This window comes from Lentzea terrae, from assembly GCF_003265345.1.
Classification (GTDB): Bacteria; Actinomycetota; Actinomycetes; order Mycobacteriales; family Pseudonocardiaceae; genus Lentzea; species Lentzea terrae.
Genome location: NZ_QFWW01000026.1, coordinates 341,238 through 358,228, shown reverse-complemented (window position 1 = coordinate 358,228; position 16,991 = coordinate 341,238). Strand labels below are relative to the sequence as shown.

At 68.9% G+C, this 16,991-nt stretch carries 17 protein-coding genes; 9 read left to right on the top strand and 8 right to left on the bottom strand.

The window, feature by feature from the left end:
- Positions 1–43: 43 nt before the first annotated feature.
- Positions 44–2,017: a thioredoxin domain-containing protein gene (locus tag DI276_RS33300; protein WP_112270760.1), complete on the bottom strand. Its 1,974-nt coding sequence runs from the start codon at positions 2,015–2,017 to the stop codon at positions 44–46.
- Between the two features lie 55 nt (positions 2,018–2,072).
- Here DI276_RS33300 and DI276_RS33295 point away from each other — a divergent pair, with 55 nt between their 5' ends.
- The 4 genes from DI276_RS33295 to DI276_RS33280 are packed head-to-tail and all read left to right on the top strand — an operon-like array spanning position 2,073 to position 7,235.
- Positions 2,073–3,410 carry a 3' terminal RNA ribose 2'-O-methyltransferase Hen1 gene (locus tag DI276_RS33295; RefSeq protein WP_112270758.1) on the top strand — a complete coding sequence of 446 codons (1,338 nt, stop codon included), beginning with the start codon at positions 2,073–2,075 and terminating at the stop codon, positions 3,408–3,410.
- On the top strand, positions 3,410–5,869 hold the full coding sequence (locus DI276_RS33290; RefSeq protein WP_112270756.1) for a polynucleotide kinase-phosphatase: 2,460 nt from the start codon (positions 3,410–3,412) through the stop codon (positions 5,867–5,869). Before DI276_RS33295 ends, DI276_RS33290 begins: the two co-directional genes overlap by 1 nt.
- Positions 5,866–6,480 (top strand): nucleotidyltransferase domain-containing protein, encoded by a 615-nt coding sequence (locus tag DI276_RS33285; RefSeq protein WP_198681060.1) that lies wholly within the window; start codon positions 5,866–5,868, stop codon positions 6,478–6,480. Before DI276_RS33290 ends, DI276_RS33285 begins: the two co-directional genes overlap by 4 nt.
- The gene (locus DI276_RS33280; RefSeq protein WP_198681059.1) at positions 6,477–7,235 is read left to right on the top strand and encodes a nucleotidyltransferase domain-containing protein; all 759 of its coding nucleotides are present in this window, start codon (positions 6,477–6,479) and stop codon (positions 7,233–7,235) included. The genes DI276_RS33285 and DI276_RS33280 overlap by 4 nt, the downstream gene beginning before the upstream one ends.
- Here the strand turns inward: DI276_RS33280 and DI276_RS33275 are convergent.
- Positions 7,232–7,519: a hypothetical protein gene (locus DI276_RS33275; protein WP_408610600.1), complete on the bottom strand. Its 288-nt coding sequence runs from the start codon at positions 7,517–7,519 to the stop codon at positions 7,232–7,234. The two genes, DI276_RS33280 and DI276_RS33275, sit on opposite strands and share 4 nt — an antisense overlap.
- A gap of 2 nt (positions 7,520–7,521) precedes the next feature.
- A complete protein-coding gene (gene mca / locus DI276_RS33270; protein WP_112270749.1) occupies positions 7,522–8,391 on the bottom strand; it encodes a mycothiol conjugate amidase Mca in 870 nt (289 codons plus the stop codon).
- Positions 8,392–8,487: 96 nt separating this feature from the next.
- Between mca and DI276_RS33265 the strand changes: the two genes are divergently transcribed.
- Both DI276_RS33265 and greA read left to right on the top strand, forming a co-directional pair.
- On the top strand, positions 8,488–8,910 hold the full coding sequence (locus tag DI276_RS33265; protein WP_112270747.1) for a DUF4307 domain-containing protein: 423 nt from the start codon (positions 8,488–8,490) through the stop codon (positions 8,908–8,910).
- A 184-nt stretch (positions 8,911–9,094) separates the two neighbouring features.
- Positions 9,095–9,592 carry a transcription elongation factor GreA gene (greA, locus tag DI276_RS33260; protein WP_109632231.1) on the top strand — a complete coding sequence of 166 codons (498 nt, stop codon included), beginning with the start codon at positions 9,095–9,097 and terminating at the stop codon, positions 9,590–9,592.
- 24 nt (positions 9,593–9,616) lie between these two features.
- Here the strand turns inward: greA and DI276_RS33255 are convergent, their stop codons facing one another.
- The gene (locus tag DI276_RS33255; protein ID WP_112270744.1) at positions 9,617–10,129 is read right to left on the bottom strand and encodes an Lrp/AsnC family transcriptional regulator; all 513 of its coding nucleotides are present in this window, start codon (positions 10,127–10,129) and stop codon (positions 9,617–9,619) included.
- A 74-nt stretch (positions 10,130–10,203) separates the two neighbouring features.
- Here DI276_RS33255 and hppD point away from each other — a divergent pair, with 74 nt between their 5' ends.
- Complete coding sequence (hppD, locus tag DI276_RS33250; RefSeq protein ID WP_112270742.1) at positions 10,204–11,385, top strand: 4-hydroxyphenylpyruvate dioxygenase; 1,182 nt, start codon at positions 10,204–10,206, stop codon at positions 11,383–11,385.
- Between the two features lie 54 nt (positions 11,386–11,439).
- Positions 11,440–11,685, top strand: coding sequence for a hypothetical protein (locus DI276_RS33245; RefSeq protein ID WP_112270740.1), 246 nt, complete (start codon positions 11,440–11,442; stop codon positions 11,683–11,685).
- Positions 11,686–11,739: 54 nt separating this feature from the next.
- Here the strand turns inward: DI276_RS33245 and DI276_RS33240 are convergent, their stop codons facing one another.
- The 4 genes from DI276_RS33240 to DI276_RS33225 form a co-directional block, all read right to left on the bottom strand.
- Positions 11,740–12,885 carry a cystathionine gamma-synthase gene (locus DI276_RS33240; protein WP_198681058.1) on the bottom strand — a complete coding sequence of 382 codons (1,146 nt, stop codon included), beginning with the start codon at positions 12,883–12,885 and terminating at the stop codon, positions 11,740–11,742.
- Entirely contained in the window at positions 12,885–13,406 is a 522-nt protein-coding gene (locus DI276_RS33235; RefSeq protein WP_157985090.1) for a hypothetical protein, read from the bottom strand. The genes DI276_RS33240 and DI276_RS33235 overlap by 1 nt, the downstream gene beginning before the upstream one ends.
- Complete coding sequence (locus DI276_RS33230) at positions 13,403–14,482, bottom strand: RDD family protein (RefSeq protein ID WP_198681057.1); 1,080 nt, start codon at positions 14,480–14,482, stop codon at positions 13,403–13,405. The genes DI276_RS33235 and DI276_RS33230 overlap by 4 nt, the downstream gene beginning before the upstream one ends.
- Before the next feature lie 89 nt (positions 14,483–14,571).
- The gene (locus DI276_RS33225) at positions 14,572–15,942 is read right to left on the bottom strand and encodes a cystathionine beta-synthase (RefSeq protein ID WP_112270734.1); all 1,371 of its coding nucleotides are present in this window, start codon (positions 15,940–15,942) and stop codon (positions 14,572–14,574) included.
- Positions 15,943–16,060: 118 nt separating this feature from the next.
- Between DI276_RS33225 and DI276_RS33220 the strand changes: the two genes are divergently transcribed.
- Complete coding sequence (locus DI276_RS33220; RefSeq protein WP_112271448.1) at positions 16,061–16,933, top strand: SGNH/GDSL hydrolase family protein; 873 nt, start codon at positions 16,061–16,063, stop codon at positions 16,931–16,933.
- The last annotated feature ends 58 nt before the right edge of the window (positions 16,934–16,991 follow it).

Genomic DNA, 16,991 nt, shown 5'->3' with positions numbered 1-16,991 from the left:
GATTACATGATTACGTCATTACTGACGTTACGCCTGCAATCAGCTAGCGAGTGTTCGCCGTCAGCGAAGTGACCAGGGCATCTGCGGAAACAACGGGGCGGTCGCACACGTAACCGCGGCACACGTAGGCGGCCGGAGCCTCGTCGACCAACGGGCGGTCCTCCAGCAACGGAGCCCCGCCCGGTTCACCGGCCAGCACGACGCCACCGCCGGGCACGTGCGCGACCGCCGCCGCCCACAACGACGCACGACGCGGGTCGTCGACGCCGACGATGGCCACCTGCACCGGACCAGCCACCAACGCCTCGGCCACGGTCAGCCAGTGGCCGGCGAACCGCGGGGCACGCGCAGCCAGCAGCCCAGCGCGCGTCACAGCCTCCGCAGCAGCGGTCGCATAGCGCGACGACCGGTCGACACCGGCCAGCAGCGACGCCGTCAGCAGTGCCGAGGCCAGCGAAGACGCACCCGAAGGCGACGCGTTGTCGGTCGAGTCGGCAGGGCGGCGAACCAAGGACTCCGCGTCGTCGGCGGTGTCGTAGTAGGCGCCAGGCGACGAAGGCACAGCGAAACGAGAGAGGGCGGTGTCCAACAGGCCGCACGCGAGGTCAAGCCACCGGATCGAGCCCGTGACCTGGTGCAACGCCAGCAGCCCGTCGGCGAAGCAGCCGTAGTCCTCCAGCACACCGAACGACGGCCCCGCAACGCCATCACGCGAGGTCCGCAGCAGCCGCCCCTCGACCAGGTGCACCGAGGCCAGCAACGACGCCGCCTCCGAAGCCGCCACGATCCACGACGGCTCGCCGAAGAACGCGCCCGCCTCGGCCAGCGCCGCGATCGCCATGCCGTTCCACGCGGCGATCACCTTGTCGTCCCGGCCGGGCTGCTTGCGAGCAGCACGCACAGCCAGCAGCGCAGCCCGCACGTCCTCCCCCGGCTCCGACACGAACCGCAAGGTCGACTTGCCGTCCTCGAAGTTCGGCTCCTCAGTCACCCCGAAGGCCGCGGCCGCGGCACCCAGTTCCTCGAACGACCACACGTAAGTCAGGCCTTCGACGCCCTCGGTGTCAGCGTCCAGCGAAGCCGCGAAACCACCCTCGGCGGTCCGCAGGTCCCGCAGCAGGAACGAAGCCGTGTCCCGCGCAACCCGCGTGTAGCGCTCAGTTTCGGTCACGCGCGCCAGGTGCGTGTAGAAGCGAAGCAGCAAAGCGTTGTCGTACAACATCTTCTCGAAGTGCGGCACGGTCCACGACGCGTCGACGCTGTAGCGCGCGAACCCGCCGCCGAGCTGGTCGTACATGCCGCCGTTGGCCATCGCGTCGGCCGTCGAGGTCGCCATCGAGATGGCCTCGACCGAGCCGGTGCGTTCGTAGTGGCGCAGCAGGAACTCGACCACCATCGACGGCGGGAACTTCGGTGCGCCACCGAATCCGCCGTTGCGCCGGTCGAACTCGCCGAGCAGCGACACGACCGCGCCCGCCAGCGCGTCCGCGTCCACAGCGGACGGAGGCAACGGCGCGGTGTGCCGGGAAATCTCTTCCACCACAGCGGAAGCCGACTCCAGGATCTCGCCGGGCCGGGCCTTCCACGTCGCGGAGACAGCCTCGATGAGTTGCGTGAAGGACGGCATGCCAGGCCGCGGTGACGGCGGGTAGTAGGTGCCGGCGTGGAACGGCCGCGCGTCCGGCGTGAGGAACACCGTCATCGGCCACCCGCCTTGGCCGGTCATGGCCTGCGTGACCTCCATGTACACGGCGTCGACGTCCGGACGTTCCTCGCGATCCACCTTCACCGACACGAAGTGCTCGTTCAGGTAAGCCGCAACCGTTTCGTCCTCGAACGACTCGTGCGCCATCACGTGGCACCAGTGGCAGGCCGCGTAGCCGACGGACAGCAGCACCGGGACGTTCCGCCGGCGCGCCTCCTCGAACGCCTCCTCGCACCACGGCCACCAGTCGACCGGGTTCTGAGCGTGCTGCAGCAGGTACGGGCTGGTCGCGTCAGCGAGCCGGTTCGTCATGGAATCCACACTAAATCAGCAGCGCAGCGGCCGACTCTCGATCAGACTCGACCTCGTGCTGCTCACCTTGACCACCACCCACCAGCCGGCGACCGACCTCGGTCACCTGCTGCACAAACACCCGGACCGGGCCCAGTCCTTCTCGACGAGCTCGGGCACCGCGCACGTCTTCTACCCGAAGGCGACGAACGAGGAGTGCACGGTCGCCCTCCTGCTGGAGGTCGACCCCGTCGCGCTGGTGCGAGGTCCCGGCAGCACGCTCACCCAATACGTCAACGACCGTCCGTACGCGGCCGGGTCGTTGCTCACGGTCGCGCTCGGCAGCGTGTTCCGCACCGCGATGAACGGCCGCAGCGAGAGCTACCCCGAGCTCGCCAGGACGCCGATTCCGCTGGTCATCCGCATTCCTGCGCTGCCGCACAAACTCGCGGACCGGCTGTTCACGCCGCTCGGCTGGACCGTGGAGATCACCGAACACGGCGACTCCCGCTACGGCGACGTCACGCTCACCGGCACCGTCAAGCTCAGCGACGCGTTGAAGCACCTCTACGTGCTGCTGCCCGTGCTCGACGGCGGCAAGCACTACTGGGTCGCCGCCGACGAGGTCGACAAGCTGCTCAAGGCCGGCGACGGCTGGCTGGCCGCGCACCCGGACAAGGAGCTGATCACCACCAGGTACCTGGCCCGCAAGCGACCGCTGGTGCTGTCCGCGCTGGAACGCCTCGCCGAGGTCGACGAGGTCGAGCCGGAGGAGCTGGACAACGCGCTGGTCGAACCGAAGATCTCCCTTGCCGCACAGCGCAAGGAGGCCGTGATCAAGGCCTTGAAGGGCGCGCGGGCCAAGCGCGTGCTCGACCTCGGCTGCGGCGGTGGCGCGTTGCTCCGCGAGCTCGTCAAGGAGCCGGAGTTCACCGAGCTCCACGGCGTCGACGTGTCCGCGAAGGCGTTGCAGGAGGCCGCGCGCAAGCTGCGCCTCGACCGCATGCCGGACCGGGTGCGCGAGCGGATCACGTTGCGGCAGTCGGCTTTGACGTACTCGGACACCGAGCTCGCCGGCTACGACGCGGCGGTGCTGATGGAGGTCGTCGAACACGTCGACCCGTCGCGCCTGCCCGCGTTGGAGCACTCGGTGTTCGTGGTGGCACGACCGGCTTCGGTTCTGGTCACGACGCCGAACGTCGAGTACAACCCGCTCTTCGAGACGTTGCCGGAAGGGCAGATGCGCCACTCCGACCACCGTTTCGAATGGACTCGCGCGGAGTTCGCGGCGTGGGCGGACGGCGTCGCGGCACGACGTGGCTACCGCGTGCACTACGTGGGAATCGGGCCGGAAGATCCCGAACGCGGTGCGCCGACGCAGATGGCAGTGTTCAGCTTGGGGGAAGACGACTGATGGAACTGAAGATCCCTGACCTGTGTCTGGTGGTGCTGATCGGCGCCTCCGGTTCCGGAAAGTCCACGTTCGCGCGCAAGCACTTCCTCCCCACGCAGGTGCTGTCCAGCGACTACTTCCGCGGGCTCGTGGCCGACGACGAGAACGACCAGTCGGCGTCCGGCGCCGCGTTCGACGTGCTGCACTACGTCGCGGCCAAGCGACTGGAGGCCGGTCGTGTCACGGTGATCGACGCGACCAACGTGCAGGCGCCCGACCGCGCCAAGCTGATCGAGGTCGCGAAGAAGGCGAACGTGCTGCCGGTCGCGATCGTGCTGGACACGCCGACCGACGTGTGCCTGCGGCGCAATGCAACACGCCCGGACCGCGACTTCGGCGCGCACGTCGTGAAGCGGCACCGGGCCGCGTTGCAGCGGTCGTTGAAGTTCCTCGGCAAGGAGGGGTTCAAGCGCGTCCACGTGCTGCGCTCCGAGTCCGATGTGGACAACGCCACGATCGTCTACGAGAGGCTGCTCAACGACCTGCGGCACGAGACCGGCCCGTTCGACGTGATCGGTGACGTGCACGGCTGTCGTGCCGAGTTGGAGGAGCTGCTGGTCGAGCTCGGGTACGCGCTGGTTCGTGATGCTGAAGGCCGTGCAGTTGACGCTCGGCCGCCTGCCGGCCGCAAGGCTGTGTTCGTCGGCGATCTGGTGGACCGCGGACCGGACACGCCGGGTGTGCTGCGACTGGTGATGGGCATGATCGACGCCGGGCACGCGTTCAGCGTCTGCGGAAACCACGAGCAGAAGCTGGTGCGGGCGTTGCGCGGCCGCAACGTCCAGGTGAAGCACGGCCTCGCCGAGTCGCTGGCCCAGCTCGCCGCGGAGGATCAGGACTTCCGGCGCAAGGCCGAGAAGTTCTGCGACGGCCTGGTGGCGCACTACGTGCTGGACGGCGGCAACCTCGTGGTCGCGCACGCCGGTCTGCCGGAGCGCTACCACGGCCGGGCTTCCGCGCGGGTGCGCAGCTTCGCGCTGTACGGAGACACGACCGGCGAAACCGACGAGTACGGGCTGCCGGTCCGCTACCCGTGGGCGACCGAGTACCGCGGCACCGCGATGGTGTTGTACGGCCACACTCCGACCCCCGAGGCGGAGTGGATCAACAACACCATGTGCCTCGACACGGGCGTCGTGTTCGGCGGGAAGCTGACCGCGCTGCGCTACCCGGAGCGCGAAGTCGTTTCCGTCAAGGCGCACCAGGTCTGGTACGAGCCGGTGCGGCCGCTGGTCGCGCCGGTCGCCGAACGCGAGCCGGACGTGCTGGCGCTGACCGATGTCACGGGCCTGCGCCGGATCGAGACGTCGCTGATCGGTGCGGTGACGATCCGTCCGGAGCAGTCGGCTTCGGCGTTGGAGGTGATGAGCCGGTTCGCGATCGACCCGCACGACCTGTTGTACCTGCCGCCGACGATGGCGCCATGTGCGACTTCTGCGCGGGACGACGTCTTGGAGCACCCGGAGGAGGCGTTCGCGGAGTACGCGGCAGCTGGTGTCTCGCAGGTGATCTGCGAGGAGAAGCACATGGGGTCCCGTGCGGTGTTGTTGGTGCGCAAGGAAGGTGGCGCGATCTACACGCGCACCGGCCGGGCGTTCTTCGACGGCGCGCTGGGTGACGAGCTGCTGGACCGCGTGCGGGACAGCGCGAAGCCGTTGTTCGACGAGTTCTCGACGGACTGGTTGCTGGTCGACGCCGAGCTGATGCCGTGGAACGCCAAGGCTTCCGGGCTGATCCGCGAGCAGTACGCGGCGGTCGGGGCGGCGGCCGGTGGCGTGCTGCCGGTGGCGGTCGAGGCGCTGGAAACGGCTGCCGCACGTGGTGTGGACGTCTCGGAACTGTTGGCGCGCACAGCACAGCGGGCTTCGAACGCAACGGCTTACCGGGCGGCCTACGAACGTTACTGCTGGCCCACCGAAGGGCTGGAGGGTGTGCGGATCGCGCCGTTTCAGCTGCTGGCGGCCGAGGGGCAGACGTTCCACGACCGTTCACACCTGTGGCACCTGGAGACGCTGAGCCGGTTGACTGGTCCGTTGTTCCAGCAGACCCGGCACCTCGTGGTCGACACCGCGGATCCCGCGGCCGGCGTGAAGTGGTGGGAGGAGCTGACCGCGGACGGCGGCGAGGGCATGGTCGTGAAGCCGCTCGCGAACCTGGCCGGCCGGGTCCAGCCGGGTGTGAAGGTGCGCGGGCGAGAGTACCTGCGGATCATCTACGGCCCGGACTACACGGCGCCGGAGAACCTGACGCGGCTGCGCAAGCGCGGTCTTGGCCGCAAGCGCGGACTTGCCCTGCGCGAGTACGCCCTGGGCATCGAGGCTCTCGAACGCGTCGCGCGCGGCGAGCCGTTGTGGCGCGTGCACGAATGCGTTTTCGGTGTGCTCGCCTTGGAATCGGAACCGGTGGACCCGCGACTGTGATCCTGGAAGCTGTGATCGGTTCGCACGCCTACGGGCTGGCGACTGCCTCGTCCGATGTGGACAGACGCGGCGTGTTCGTCGCGCCCACGGAAGCGTTCTGGCTGTTCGAAAAGCCCCCGACCTCGGTCGAGGGCCCGTCGCCGGAACAGCTGAGCTGGGAGGTCGAGCACTTCTGCCGGTTGGCGCTGAAGTCGAACCCGACGGTGCTCGAGACGCTGGTGAGTCCGCTGGTCGAGGTCATCACGCCGATGGGAGAGGAACTGCGGGAGCTGCTGCCCGCGTTCCTCTCCCGGTACGCGGTGCGGGCGTTCACGCGCGCGACGGAGATGCAGCTGTCGCGCGCGGGCCGCAACCTCAAGCCGAAGCAGCTCATGCACGTCGTGCGGCTGCGGCAGGTGGGCCTGAACCTGCTGCGGACCGGCCGGTACGAGATCACCGCGGACCGTTCGCTGCTCGCGATCCGCGACGGCTCGATGCCTTGGGACGACGCGGTCGCGTGGGCCCACCGGCTCGGTGACGAGCTCGCTGCTGCCGACGGACCGCTGCCGGAGGATCCCGATCGGGCCCGCGTCGAGGACTGGCTGGTTTCGGTGCGCAGGAGGTCGTTGTGAGTTACGAGGTTCCCGACCTGACCGCGGTCGTCGCCGAGCAGTCGCACGACCTGCTCTTCGCGACCGTGTCCGGCGCGCACCTGTACGGGTTCCCGTCCCGCGACTCGGACGTGGACCTGCGCGGCGTGCACGTCCTGCCGCTGAACGAGGTCGTCGGCTTGAAGCACGGGCCGGAGACCAAGGAGCGGATGTGGGTGCGGGACGGCGTCGAGATCGACCTCGTCACGCACGACGTGGAGAAGTTCTGCCGACTCCTCACCCGCCCGAACGGCTACGTGCTGGAGCAACTGCTCTCGCCGCTCGTCGTGCACTCCGGCCCTGGCCACCGGAAGCTGACCGACCTCGCCGCGGGATGCCTGACCTCGCGGCACGGGCACCACTACCGCGGGTTCGCCGTGACGCAGTGGCGCCTGTTCGAGCGGACCGGCGAGATCAAGCCGCTGCTCTACACGTTCCGCGCGCTGCTGACCGGCGTGCACCTGCTGCGCACCGGCGAAGTGATCGCGCACCTGCCGACGCTGCTGGAGAAGCTCGACGGCCCGGACTACCTGCCCGCGCTGATCGAGGCCAAGATCCTCGGCGAGCACCGGGCGCTGGCGGGCGTGCCGGAGCGGCCAGCTCCCGAACGGCTGGAGGCCGACCTCGCGCACTGGCAGGCAGAGCTGCAGATCGCGCGGGAGAGCAGCGAACTGCCGGAGCACCCGCCGGCATTCGAGGCGGTGCACGAGTTCGTGGTCGAGACGCGGCTGAGCTAGTCCTTCTTCTCCGACGGCTCCGCGGGCTTCTCGGCCGGGGCGTCCGCGGCAGGGGCCTGCTCGTCGAACGACGCGGGCACGCGCTTGAGGTGCTTGTTCATCGACTTGACGAGGAAGAACACCGCGATGAAGAAGACGATCAGCAGGACGAGGCCGACCGGGGAGGACTTGCCGAAGTCCTCGCCCTGGCCGCCCTTGTCGTTCTCGTTCGTGTTCGACGGCTGCACGGCGACGATGGCCACCGTGCTGCTGAGGTCGAAGTCCTGCGCAAGCTGGGGAATCACCCCTAGACCTTAACTCCGGCGAACAGGTCGTTCTCCGGCAGCGTCGAGTCGACGACGGAGCGCACGAGCTCGTACTCCTCGGTCGGCCAGACCTCGCGCTGCAGCTCCTGCGGGATGGCGAACCAGCGGCTGGTCGGGTCGATCTGGGTGGCGTGCGCCTTCAGGGCCTCGTCGCGGACCTCGAAGTAGTCCGCGCACTCGACCTGCGTGGTCACGCGGTCCATCACGTCGGGGCGGTTGGCGTCCCAGTTCGCGAGCCACTCGGTGTAGGGCGACTCGAGACCGCGGGCCTCCATGGCCTCGTGGAACGCCAGCAGCTTCGCGCGCGAGAAGCCGTGCGAGTAGTAGACCTTCTGGACTTCCCACGCCGAGCCCAGCGACGGGTCGAACGCGGGATCCGCGGCGGCGTCCAGCGCGGCCATCGAGATCTCGTGCGTGCGGATGTGGTCCGGGTGCGGGTAACCGCCGTTCTCGTCGTAGGTCACTACGACGTGCGGGCGGAAGTCACGGATGGCCTCCACCAGGGACGGCACCGACTCCTCCAGCGGCACCAGGGCGAAGCAGCCCTCCGGCAGCGGCGGCTTCGGATCGCCCTCTGGCAGGCCGGAGTCCTTGAAGCCCAGCCAGCGGTGCTGGATGCCGAGGATCTTGGCCGCGCGGGCCATCTCCTCGCGGCGGATCTCGATGATGTTCTCGAGGACGTCCGGCCTGTCCATCGCCGGATTCAACACACTGCCCGCGCCACCGTCCGTACAGGTCACGACCATCACGTCGTGCCCTTCGGCGATGTAGCGGGCCATCGTGGCCGCGCCCTTGCTCGACTCGTCGTCGGGATGTGCGTGCACTGCCATTAGGCGCAGCTTGTCGGCCATGACCCCCGTGGTCCTCCTGTGTGAACGGTCCTGCGACACTCAACAACTGAACGTCGGCTGTCATTGTTCCCCAGCGAGTCAGGAGGGCGCGGGAAAGTGTCGCAACGCGCGCTCCCCGAGGGGCGGTACGGCAACAGCACGCGAAAGCCGCTGAACAAATGGGCTCGGTGGGGGTTACTCGCTGTAGCCGTGGCGGTAGGTGCCGTCGTCGCCTTCGTCGGTTACCGAAATCTCGGCACAAAGCCGATCGAGGCGAAGCAGACCGCGTTCACGATCCTCGGCGACGACAGTGTGAAGGTCAGTTTCGAGGTTTCCCGAGATCAACCGGACCAGCCGGCCGTCTGCATCATTCGGGCCCGATCCAAGGACGGGGACGAAGCAGGTAGACGCGAAGTTCTGGTACCGCCAGGGAATTCCGTCGTCGTCGAGACAACAGTTCTCCGCACCTCGAAGCCGCCGGTCACCGGCGAGGTGTTCGGGTGCTCTTACCAGGTTCCCCCCTACTTGTCCACGAGCTAGCGGCCAAGCGGGTGATCTGCGGTTTAAACGGCGAGATGGGGAACAAATCGCCGTCGCTGAACGTTGTCTACGTGTTACTCTTGACGCTCAAGCACGGCCCCGGCGCGGGCCGTGTTTTTCCGTTCCGGGCCCACGGCCCGGGAACTATCTGGTGCACACACGTGCGCCGGAGCAAGACGAGGAGTTGGTGACCGTGAGCGACACCCAGGTGACCTGGCTGACCCAGGAGGCCTACGACCGGCTCAAGGCTGAGCTGGACGAACTTATCGCGTACCGCCCGGTCATGGCTGCCGAGATCAACGCCCGCCGCGAGGAGGGCGACCTGCGCGAGAACGGCGGCTACCACGCGGCTCGCGAGGAGCAGGGCAAGCAGGAGGCGCGCATCCGCCAGCTGCACGAGCTGCTCCAGGCCGCGAAGGTCGGCGAGGCCCCCACCACCAAGGGTGTCGCAGCGCCGGGCACGGTGCTCACGATCCGCTACGAAGGCGACGACGAGACCGAGACCTTCCTGCTCGCGACCCGCGAAGAGGGCGCGCACGGCGAGATGGAGGTCTACTCCCCGTCTTCGCCGCTCGGCAAGGCTCTGAACGGCGCCAAGGACGGCGAGACCGTCGAGTACGAGCTGCCCAACGGCAAGCTCCAGAAGGTCACGCTGATCACGGCGTTGCCTTACGCGGGATAGTCCCGAAAACGTACGAAGGGGCGGTCACCCACGAGGTGGCCGCCCCTTCACGCGTTCCAGCAACGGCCGCACGCGTGGAGGCACCGGTGTCGACAAAGCGATGGAGGTCGACAAACGCCTCACGTGTGGCACGTCCACGACGTGGTCGACCACGCGCTGCAGGTCCGCGTTCGACCGAGCGACCATTCGCACGAAGAGGTCGCCCTGGCCGGTCGTCGCGTGCACCTCGCAGACCTCGGGGATCGCGGCCAGCCCCTCGCACACCTCGGCACGCCGGCCCTGCGCGATCTCCACCACCGCGAACGCCGTCAGCCCGTAGCCCATCGCGCCCAGATCCAGCGCGGGCGGGAACCCGGTGAGCACGCCGCGCTCGACCAATCGGTCAAGCCGGGCCTGCACCGTTCCCCGCGCGACGCCCAGTCGGCGGGAGCATTCGAGAACGCCGAGGCGCGGCTCGTCCGTCAAGAGCAACAGCAGCCTTGCGTCCAGTTCGTCCACGGGCTGGTCAGAGTGCTCACTCTGCTGATCCGAAGGCATAGATCACTGTACAAGATGCACAGCAAAATCGCTGACTGTTGCTCACCCTGTTAGATGGAATCATGCTGTGAGGCATGACGCAGCAGCTTGACGACGTGAGCTACGACCAGCTCCGGCAGCTCGTGGGGTTGGTCGACTACGACGCGACCAAGGACCCCTTCCCCGTGCGCGCCATGGACGCCGTGGTGTTCGTCGCGGGCAACGCCACGCAGACCGCGTGGCTGTACCAGGTGGCGTTCGGCATGGAGCTCGTGGCCTACGCGGGCCCCGAGACCGGCCAACGCTCCCACAAGTCGTTCGTGCTGAAGTCGGGCTCGGCCCGCTTCGTGATCCACGGCGGCGTCACGCCCGGCTCCGAGCTCCTCGACCACCACCGCCGCCACGGCGACGGCGTGATCGACCTGGCGCTGGAGGTCGGCGACGTCGACCAGTGCATCAAGCACGCGCGTGAGCAGGGCGCCACCGTGCTGGAGGAGCCGCACGACGTCTCCGACGAGCACGGCACCGTCCGTCTCGCGGCCATCGCGACCTACGGCGAGACCCGCCACACGCTGGTGGACCGCTCCAAGTACACCGGCCCCTACCTGCCCGGTTACGTCGCGCGGACGTCCACGGTCAAGCGGCCGGAGGGTGCGCCGAAGCGCCTCTTCCAGGCCGTCGACCACTGCGTCGGCAACGTCGAGCTCGGCAAGATGGACTACTGGGTCGAGTGGTACAACCGCGTCATGGGCTTCGTGAACATGGCGGAGTTCATCGGCGACGACATCGCCACCGACTACTCGGCGCTGATGTCCAAGGTCGTCTCCAACGGCAACCACCGGGTCAAGTTCCCGCTGAACGAGCCGGCCATCGCGAAGAAGAAGTCGCAGATCGACGAGTACCTCGAGTTCTACGAGGGCGCCGGCGTGCAGCACATCGCGCTGGCGACCAACGACATCATCCGCACGGTCACCGCCATGCGCGACGCCGGTGTCGAGTTCCTCGAGACGCCCGACTCCTACTACGACGACCCGGAGCTGCGTGCGCGGATCGGCGAGGTCCGAGTGCCGATCGAGACCCTCAAGGAGCACCGCATCCTGGTCGACCGCGACGAGGACGGCTACCTGCTGCAGATCTTCACCAAGCCCATCGGCGACCGCCCGACGGTGTTCTACGAGCTGATCGAGCGGCACGGTTCGCTGGGCTTCGGCAAGGGCAACTTCAAGGCCCTTTTCGAGGCGATCGAGCGCGAGCAGGAGCGACGCGGCAACCTCTGATGGCGTTCCCCCGGTAAGGTGCTTTACGGGGGATACACATCGTGGGGAGGTGGCATGGCACTCGCACGACGCGTGGCCGCGGTGATTCCGCTGGTCGGAGCCGTGACCACGGCTGCGGCTCTGACCGGAGCGGCGTTCCTGACCGTGGCGCACGCCGGGTGTGACGAAGCCGGCCGCTTCGTCCGAACGGGCGAGTCGATCGAGTTCGTCGGCGGCTGCGTCAACGGCGCTGACCTACCAGCGGCGCCGGCGGCCGAGACCGAGAACGTGGACAGGTTCGGCGGCTCCAAGAAACCGTGAGACGCAGAAAGGCCCCCTCTCAGCCGGAGGGGGCCTTTCGCGTTGCCGAAGAACTCAGCCCAGGGCTTCGAGGAGGTCGGCCACCAGGTCGTCGCCGGACTCGATGCCCACGGAGACGCGGACCAGGTCCGCGGGGACCTCCAGCATCGAACCCGCCGTGGAGGCGTGGGTCATCTTGCCGGGGTGCTCGATCAACGACTCGACGCCGCCCAACGACTCCGCGAGCGTGAACAGCTTGGTGCGCGCGCACACGTCCAGAGCGGCCTGCTCGCCGCCGTCGACGAGGAACGACACCATGCCGCCGAACCGGCGCATCTGCTTGGCCGCCACCTCGTGGTTCGGGTGCGACTCCAGGCCGGGGTAGAACACCTTGCGCACCTTCGGGTGCCGCACCAGGGCCTCGGCGATCAGCTCGGCGTTGTCCGAGTGCTTCTCCATGCGCAGCTCGAGGGTCTTGAGGCCGCGCAACGTCAGGTAGGCGTCGAACGGGCCGGGGACCGCGCCCGCGCCGTTCTGCAGGAAGCCGAACGCCGCGTCGATCTCCTCGTCCGAGGTGATGAGCGCGCCGCCCACGACGTCGGAGTGGCCGCCGATGTACTTGGTGGTCGAGTGCAGCACCACGTCGGCGCCGAGCTCCAGCGGGGTCTGCAGGGCCGGCGAGGCGAAGGTGTTGTCCACCACGAACTTGGCGCCCGCGGCGTGCGCCACCTCGGCGATGGCGGCGACGTCGCCGATGTTCAGCAGCGGGTTGGTCGGCGTCTCGATCCACACGAGCTTCGTCGCCGGGGTGATCGCCGCGCGGATGGCGTCGACGTCGGTGACGGGCGCCGGCGAGTGGGTCACGCCCCACTGCGAGAAGACCTTGTCGATCAGCCGGAACGTGCCGCCGTACGCGTCGTTCGGGATGACGATGTGGTCGCCGGGCTTGAGGAACGTGCGCAGCGCCGCGTCGGTCGCACCCATGCCGGACGAGAACGCGCGGCCGTAGCGGCCCCGTTCCAGCGACGCGAGGGCGGTCTCCAGCGCGCGGCGGGTCGGGTTGCCGGTCCGCGAGTACTCGAAGCCCTCACGCAGACCGCCCACGCCGTCCTGGGCGTAGGTCGACGTCGCGTAGATGGGCACGTTCACCGCGCCCGTGGTCGGGTCCGGGTCCTGACCGGCGTGGATCGCCCTGGTCGCGAAGCCGTAGGGAGTGCTCATCACCCAAGCGTACGCACCCATCTGGCGGTCGACGGCAGTAGTCCGAACAGTGAACCCAGCAGTGCGAACAGCAGCGAGAACCACACGATGTCCTGCACGTGCAGCAGCGCGAACCACAGCGGCGGGATCACCGCGCCGAACGGGTAGTCCTGCGCGATCGCCAGCCCGACGACGGCCACGACCACGACGGCACCGACCGGGATGAGGAACCTCGCGAAGCCCACTCGCAGGCACAGCAGCAGGCCGCCGATGAGCAGCAGCACCGACGCGAGCAGCTGCAACACCAGCAGGATCATCGGGGTGACCGCCTCGATCAGGAAGCCGAACGTCCCGCCGATCTTGACCAACGCCCAGATCGTGCCGCTGACGAGCACCAGGCCACCCAGCGCCGCTGAGAGACCGCCGAGCACGCCCGTCGCGCCGCTCGGACGCGCCGGACCGGGACCACCTGGCCCCTGATACGGGCCAGCCCCCGGCCACTGGGGAGTGACCGGGGGCTGGTACGGCTGCTGGGGATTCACCAGCCCTGCTGCTGCCCGTAACCCTGCTGCGGCGGCTGGCCGTAGCCACCCGGCTGCTGCTGCGGGTAACCGCCGGTGCCCGGCTGCTGCGGGTAGCCACCGGTACCGGGCTGCTGCGGGTAACCACCACCGCCGTAGGGCGAAGCGGTCTCCGGGGCGTTGATCACGATGGACTTCATGATCTTGTCGGCCCAGGTCTGCTTCTTCGGCTCCCACAGCGGGGCGAAGAAGCCCGCGTAGCACGGCAGGGCGTCGACGACGTGGCACAGCTGGCGCACGAACGTCGTACCGCCACCGAGCGGCTGCATGGTCTCCTCGGAGACCAGCTTGATCTTCGCGACCTTCTTGCCGATCGACTGGCCGGTCTGACCCTGCTTGATCACCGTGTTCCAGATGATGAAGCCGAGGTTCGCGAGCCACACCACGCCACCGAGGGCGAGCAGGCCGGGAGCGTCAGAACCGACCGCGATGCCGACGATGATGTAGTACAGGATCGTCGCCACGACCGACGGCGCCGCGATGTCGATCAGGTAGCCGACGAAGCGCGAGCCCCACTCGGCATAACCGGTCGGAGGCGGCGGCGCCATGCCGTAGCCGGCGGGCGCGCCGTAGCCGGGCTGGCCGTAGGGCTGCTGCGGCTGGCCGTACGGGTTCGACTGCGGAGCACCGTACGGCTGCTGCGGCTGACCGTAGGCCGGCTGCTGCGGCTGGCCGTACGGGTTCGACTGCGGTGCACCGTACGGCTGCTGCTGCGGGGCGCCGTAGGCCGGCGGCTGCTGGCCGTACGCGGGCGGCTGCTGAGCGGGGAACCCGCCGGAGCCGGGTCCCTGCGCCGGGAAGCCACCCGAACCGGGCACTGCCGGCGGCACCTGCCCGGGGCTGACGACCTGGGTGGCGTCCGCGTTCTGCTGCGGTGCTGCGGGAACCTGACCAGGCGAGACGACCTGCGTCGCGTCCGGGTTCGGGTTCGCCGCGGACGGCGCACCACCTCCCGGGACGATCTGCGTGGCGTCCGCGTTGGGCTCCTGCTGCGGCTGACCGCCGAACTGGTTTCCTGGCGGCTGCGGAGCGTTCATCCGGTTTCCAACCCCCTTGGCTGGTCCGTGTGCGAGTAAGACTGACTTGATCTGGGGCGTCACGCTATCGGACGCACCGGCTCCTACGCTCAGCGACCAGCCAAGAACCCCAGAATGTCCTGTCGAGTTACGACTCCGGCAGGCTTGCCGTCTTCCAGGACGAGGGCCGCGTCCGCGTGCGAGAGCGCGTTCATCGCGATGCCGACGGGCTCACCCGCGCCGAGCGTGGGCAGCGGCGGCGACATGTGCTTGTCGAGTCGGTCGGAGAGCTGGGCCTTGCCGGTGAACAGGGCGTCGAGCAGGTCGCGCTCGTTCACCGCACCCGCGACCTCGGCGGCCATGACGGGCGGTTCGGCGTTGACGACCGGCATCTGCGAGACCCCGAACTCGCGCAGGATCGCGACCGCGTCACCGACGGTCTCGTTCGGGTGCGCGTGCACCAGGTCGGGCAGCATGCCGCCCTTGCGGCGCAGCACGTCGCCGACGGTCGCGCCGGTCGAGTCCGGCGGGAGGAAGCCGTACGAGGCCATCCAGCGGTCGTTGAAGACCTTGGAGAGGTAGCCGCGGCCGCCGTCGGGCAGGAGCACGACCACGACGGCGTCCTCCGGCAGGTCCTTCGCGATGCGCAACGCAGCGGCGGCCGCCATGCCGCAGGAGCCGCCGACCAGCAGGCCCTCCTCGCGGGCGAGGCGGCGGGTGATGTCGAACGAGTCCGCGTCCGAGATCTCGACGATCTGGTCGGCGATGGTCTTGTCGTAGGCCTCCGGCCAGAAGTCCTCACCGACGCCCTCGACGAGGTACGGCCGGCCGGTGCCGCCGGAATAGACGGAGCCCTCCGGGTCCGCGCCGATGACCTGCACGGCGCCGTCCGAGATCTCCTTGAGGTAGCGCCCGGTGCCGGAGATCGTGCCGCCGGTGCCGACGCCCGCGACGAAGTGCGTGATCCTGCCCTCGGTCTGGCGCCAGATCTCAGGGCCGGTCTGGTGGTAGTGGCTCGCCGGGTTCTCCGGGTTCGAGTACTGGTCCGGCTTCCACGCGCCGGGGATCTCGCGGACCAGCCGGTCGGAGACGTTGTAGTAGGAGTCCGGGTGCTCCGGCGCGACGGCGGTCGGGCACACCACGACCTCGGCGCCGTAGGCCTTCAGGACGTTGCGCTTGTCCTCGCTGACCTTGTCCGGGCAGACGAACACGCACTTGTAGCCCTTGCGCTGGGCGACCAGCGCGAGGCCGACGCCGGTGTTGCCCGAGGTGGGCTCCACGATCGTGCCGCCGGGCCGCAGCTCACCGGACTTCTCGGCCGCCTCGACCATGCGCAGCGCGATGCGGTCCTTCACGCTCCCGCCGGGGTTCAGGTACTCGACCTTGGCCAGCACCGTGGCCTTGATGCCCGAGGTCAGGGAGTTGAGCTTGACCAGTGGCGTGTTGCCCACCAGGTCGACGACGTGCTCGACGTACTCCACCGGTATCTACTCCCCACTCCCACTCTCCGAGATAGCAAAACGAAGCCTAGCTCTAGTCGCTGCGGAGGTTAATTCGAACGGCGGTACCGACGATTCCACTGGAAAGGGGGTGTTGCGGATGATCGGGCTGAGGACGCTGCGAGCGGTGGCGATGACCGCCGCGACGCTCGGCGGGCTCTCGGGGGCGCTGGTCGGGTTGCTGAACGAGCAGGGCAGACGGGCTCGGGTGGCCATCGGCGTGCTGGAGCATCTCTGGCCCGCACCGGACGGCGTGTATCGGGACGACGGCAGGGACCCGCTGCGGCTGGCCGTGCTCGGCGACTCGATGGCGGTGGGCGTCGGTGTGACGCATCCCTCGCAGATGCCGGGCGTGCTGCTGGCCCAGGCGCTGGCCGAGGAGGCGGACCGGCCGGTGCGGCTCTCGACGTACGCCATCAGCGGTTCGACGACGCGGGACCTGGTGCCGCAGGTCGACGCGGCCGTCCGGGACGCACCCCAGGTGGCGCTGATCATCATCGGCGCGAACGACGTGACGTCGCGGATGGGCGTGCGCGAGTCCGCGTTGCTGCTCGGTGAGCAGGTCAGGAAACTGCGCGCCGTTGGTTGCGGTGTCGTCGTCGGAACCTGTCCTGACCTCGGGACCGTCCGGCCGATCCCGCAGCCGTTGCGGGCGGTCGGGCACCACTACAGCCTGCGGCTCGCGGCGGCGCAGACCGCCGAGGTGCGGCGGGTCGGCGGTGTGCCGGTGTCGTTGGCGAACCTGCTGGCGCCCGAGTTCATGGCGCGGCACATCGACATGTTCAGCTCCGACCGCTTTCATCCCAGCGCGGTCGGCTACGAGGCCGCGGCCGGCGTGCTGCTGGCGCCGTTGTGCGAGGTCGCGGGCCTGTGGCCGGGGTGGGCCGCGGCTGCTTTGCCGGTGCGCTCGGCGGCGGCTCTGGCCGTGCAGCCGTCACGACTGCCCGGATGGCTGCAAAGACGGCACGCCTGAGTTCCGGAATTCTCGTCACGTGCGCTGGCCGGGGTGAGCAAGCGTTAACTAGGCTCGA

Coding starts and splice junctions, on each gene's coding strand:
- DI276_RS33290 (WP_112270756.1), top strand. CDS start 3,410: ATGGAACTGAAGATCCCTGACCTGTGTCTGGTGGTGCTGATCGGCGCC.
- hppD (WP_112270742.1), top strand. CDS start 10,204: ATGACGCAGCAGCTTGACGACGTGAGCTACGACCAGCTCCGGCAGCTC.
- DI276_RS33240 (WP_198681058.1), bottom strand. CDS start 12,885: ATGAGCACTCCCTACGGCTTCGCGACCAGGGCGATCCACGCCGGTCAG.
- DI276_RS33230 (WP_198681057.1), bottom strand. CDS start 14,482: ATGAACGCTCCGCAGCCGCCAGGAAACCAGTTCGGCGGTCAGCCGCAG.
- DI276_RS33255 (WP_112270744.1), bottom strand. CDS start 10,129: ATGCCTTCGGATCAGCAGAGTGAGCACTCTGACCAGCCCGTGGACGAA.
- mca (WP_112270749.1), bottom strand. CDS start 8,391: ATGGCCGACAAGCTGCGCCTAATGGCAGTGCACGCACATCCCGACGAC.
- DI276_RS33300 (WP_112270760.1), bottom strand. CDS start 2,017: ATGACGAACCGGCTCGCTGACGCGACCAGCCCGTACCTGCTGCAGCAC.
- DI276_RS33245 (WP_112270740.1), top strand. CDS start 11,440: ATGGCACTCGCACGACGCGTGGCCGCGGTGATTCCGCTGGTCGGAGCC.
- DI276_RS33220 (WP_112271448.1), top strand. CDS start 16,061: ATGATCGGGCTGAGGACGCTGCGAGCGGTGGCGATGACCGCCGCGACG.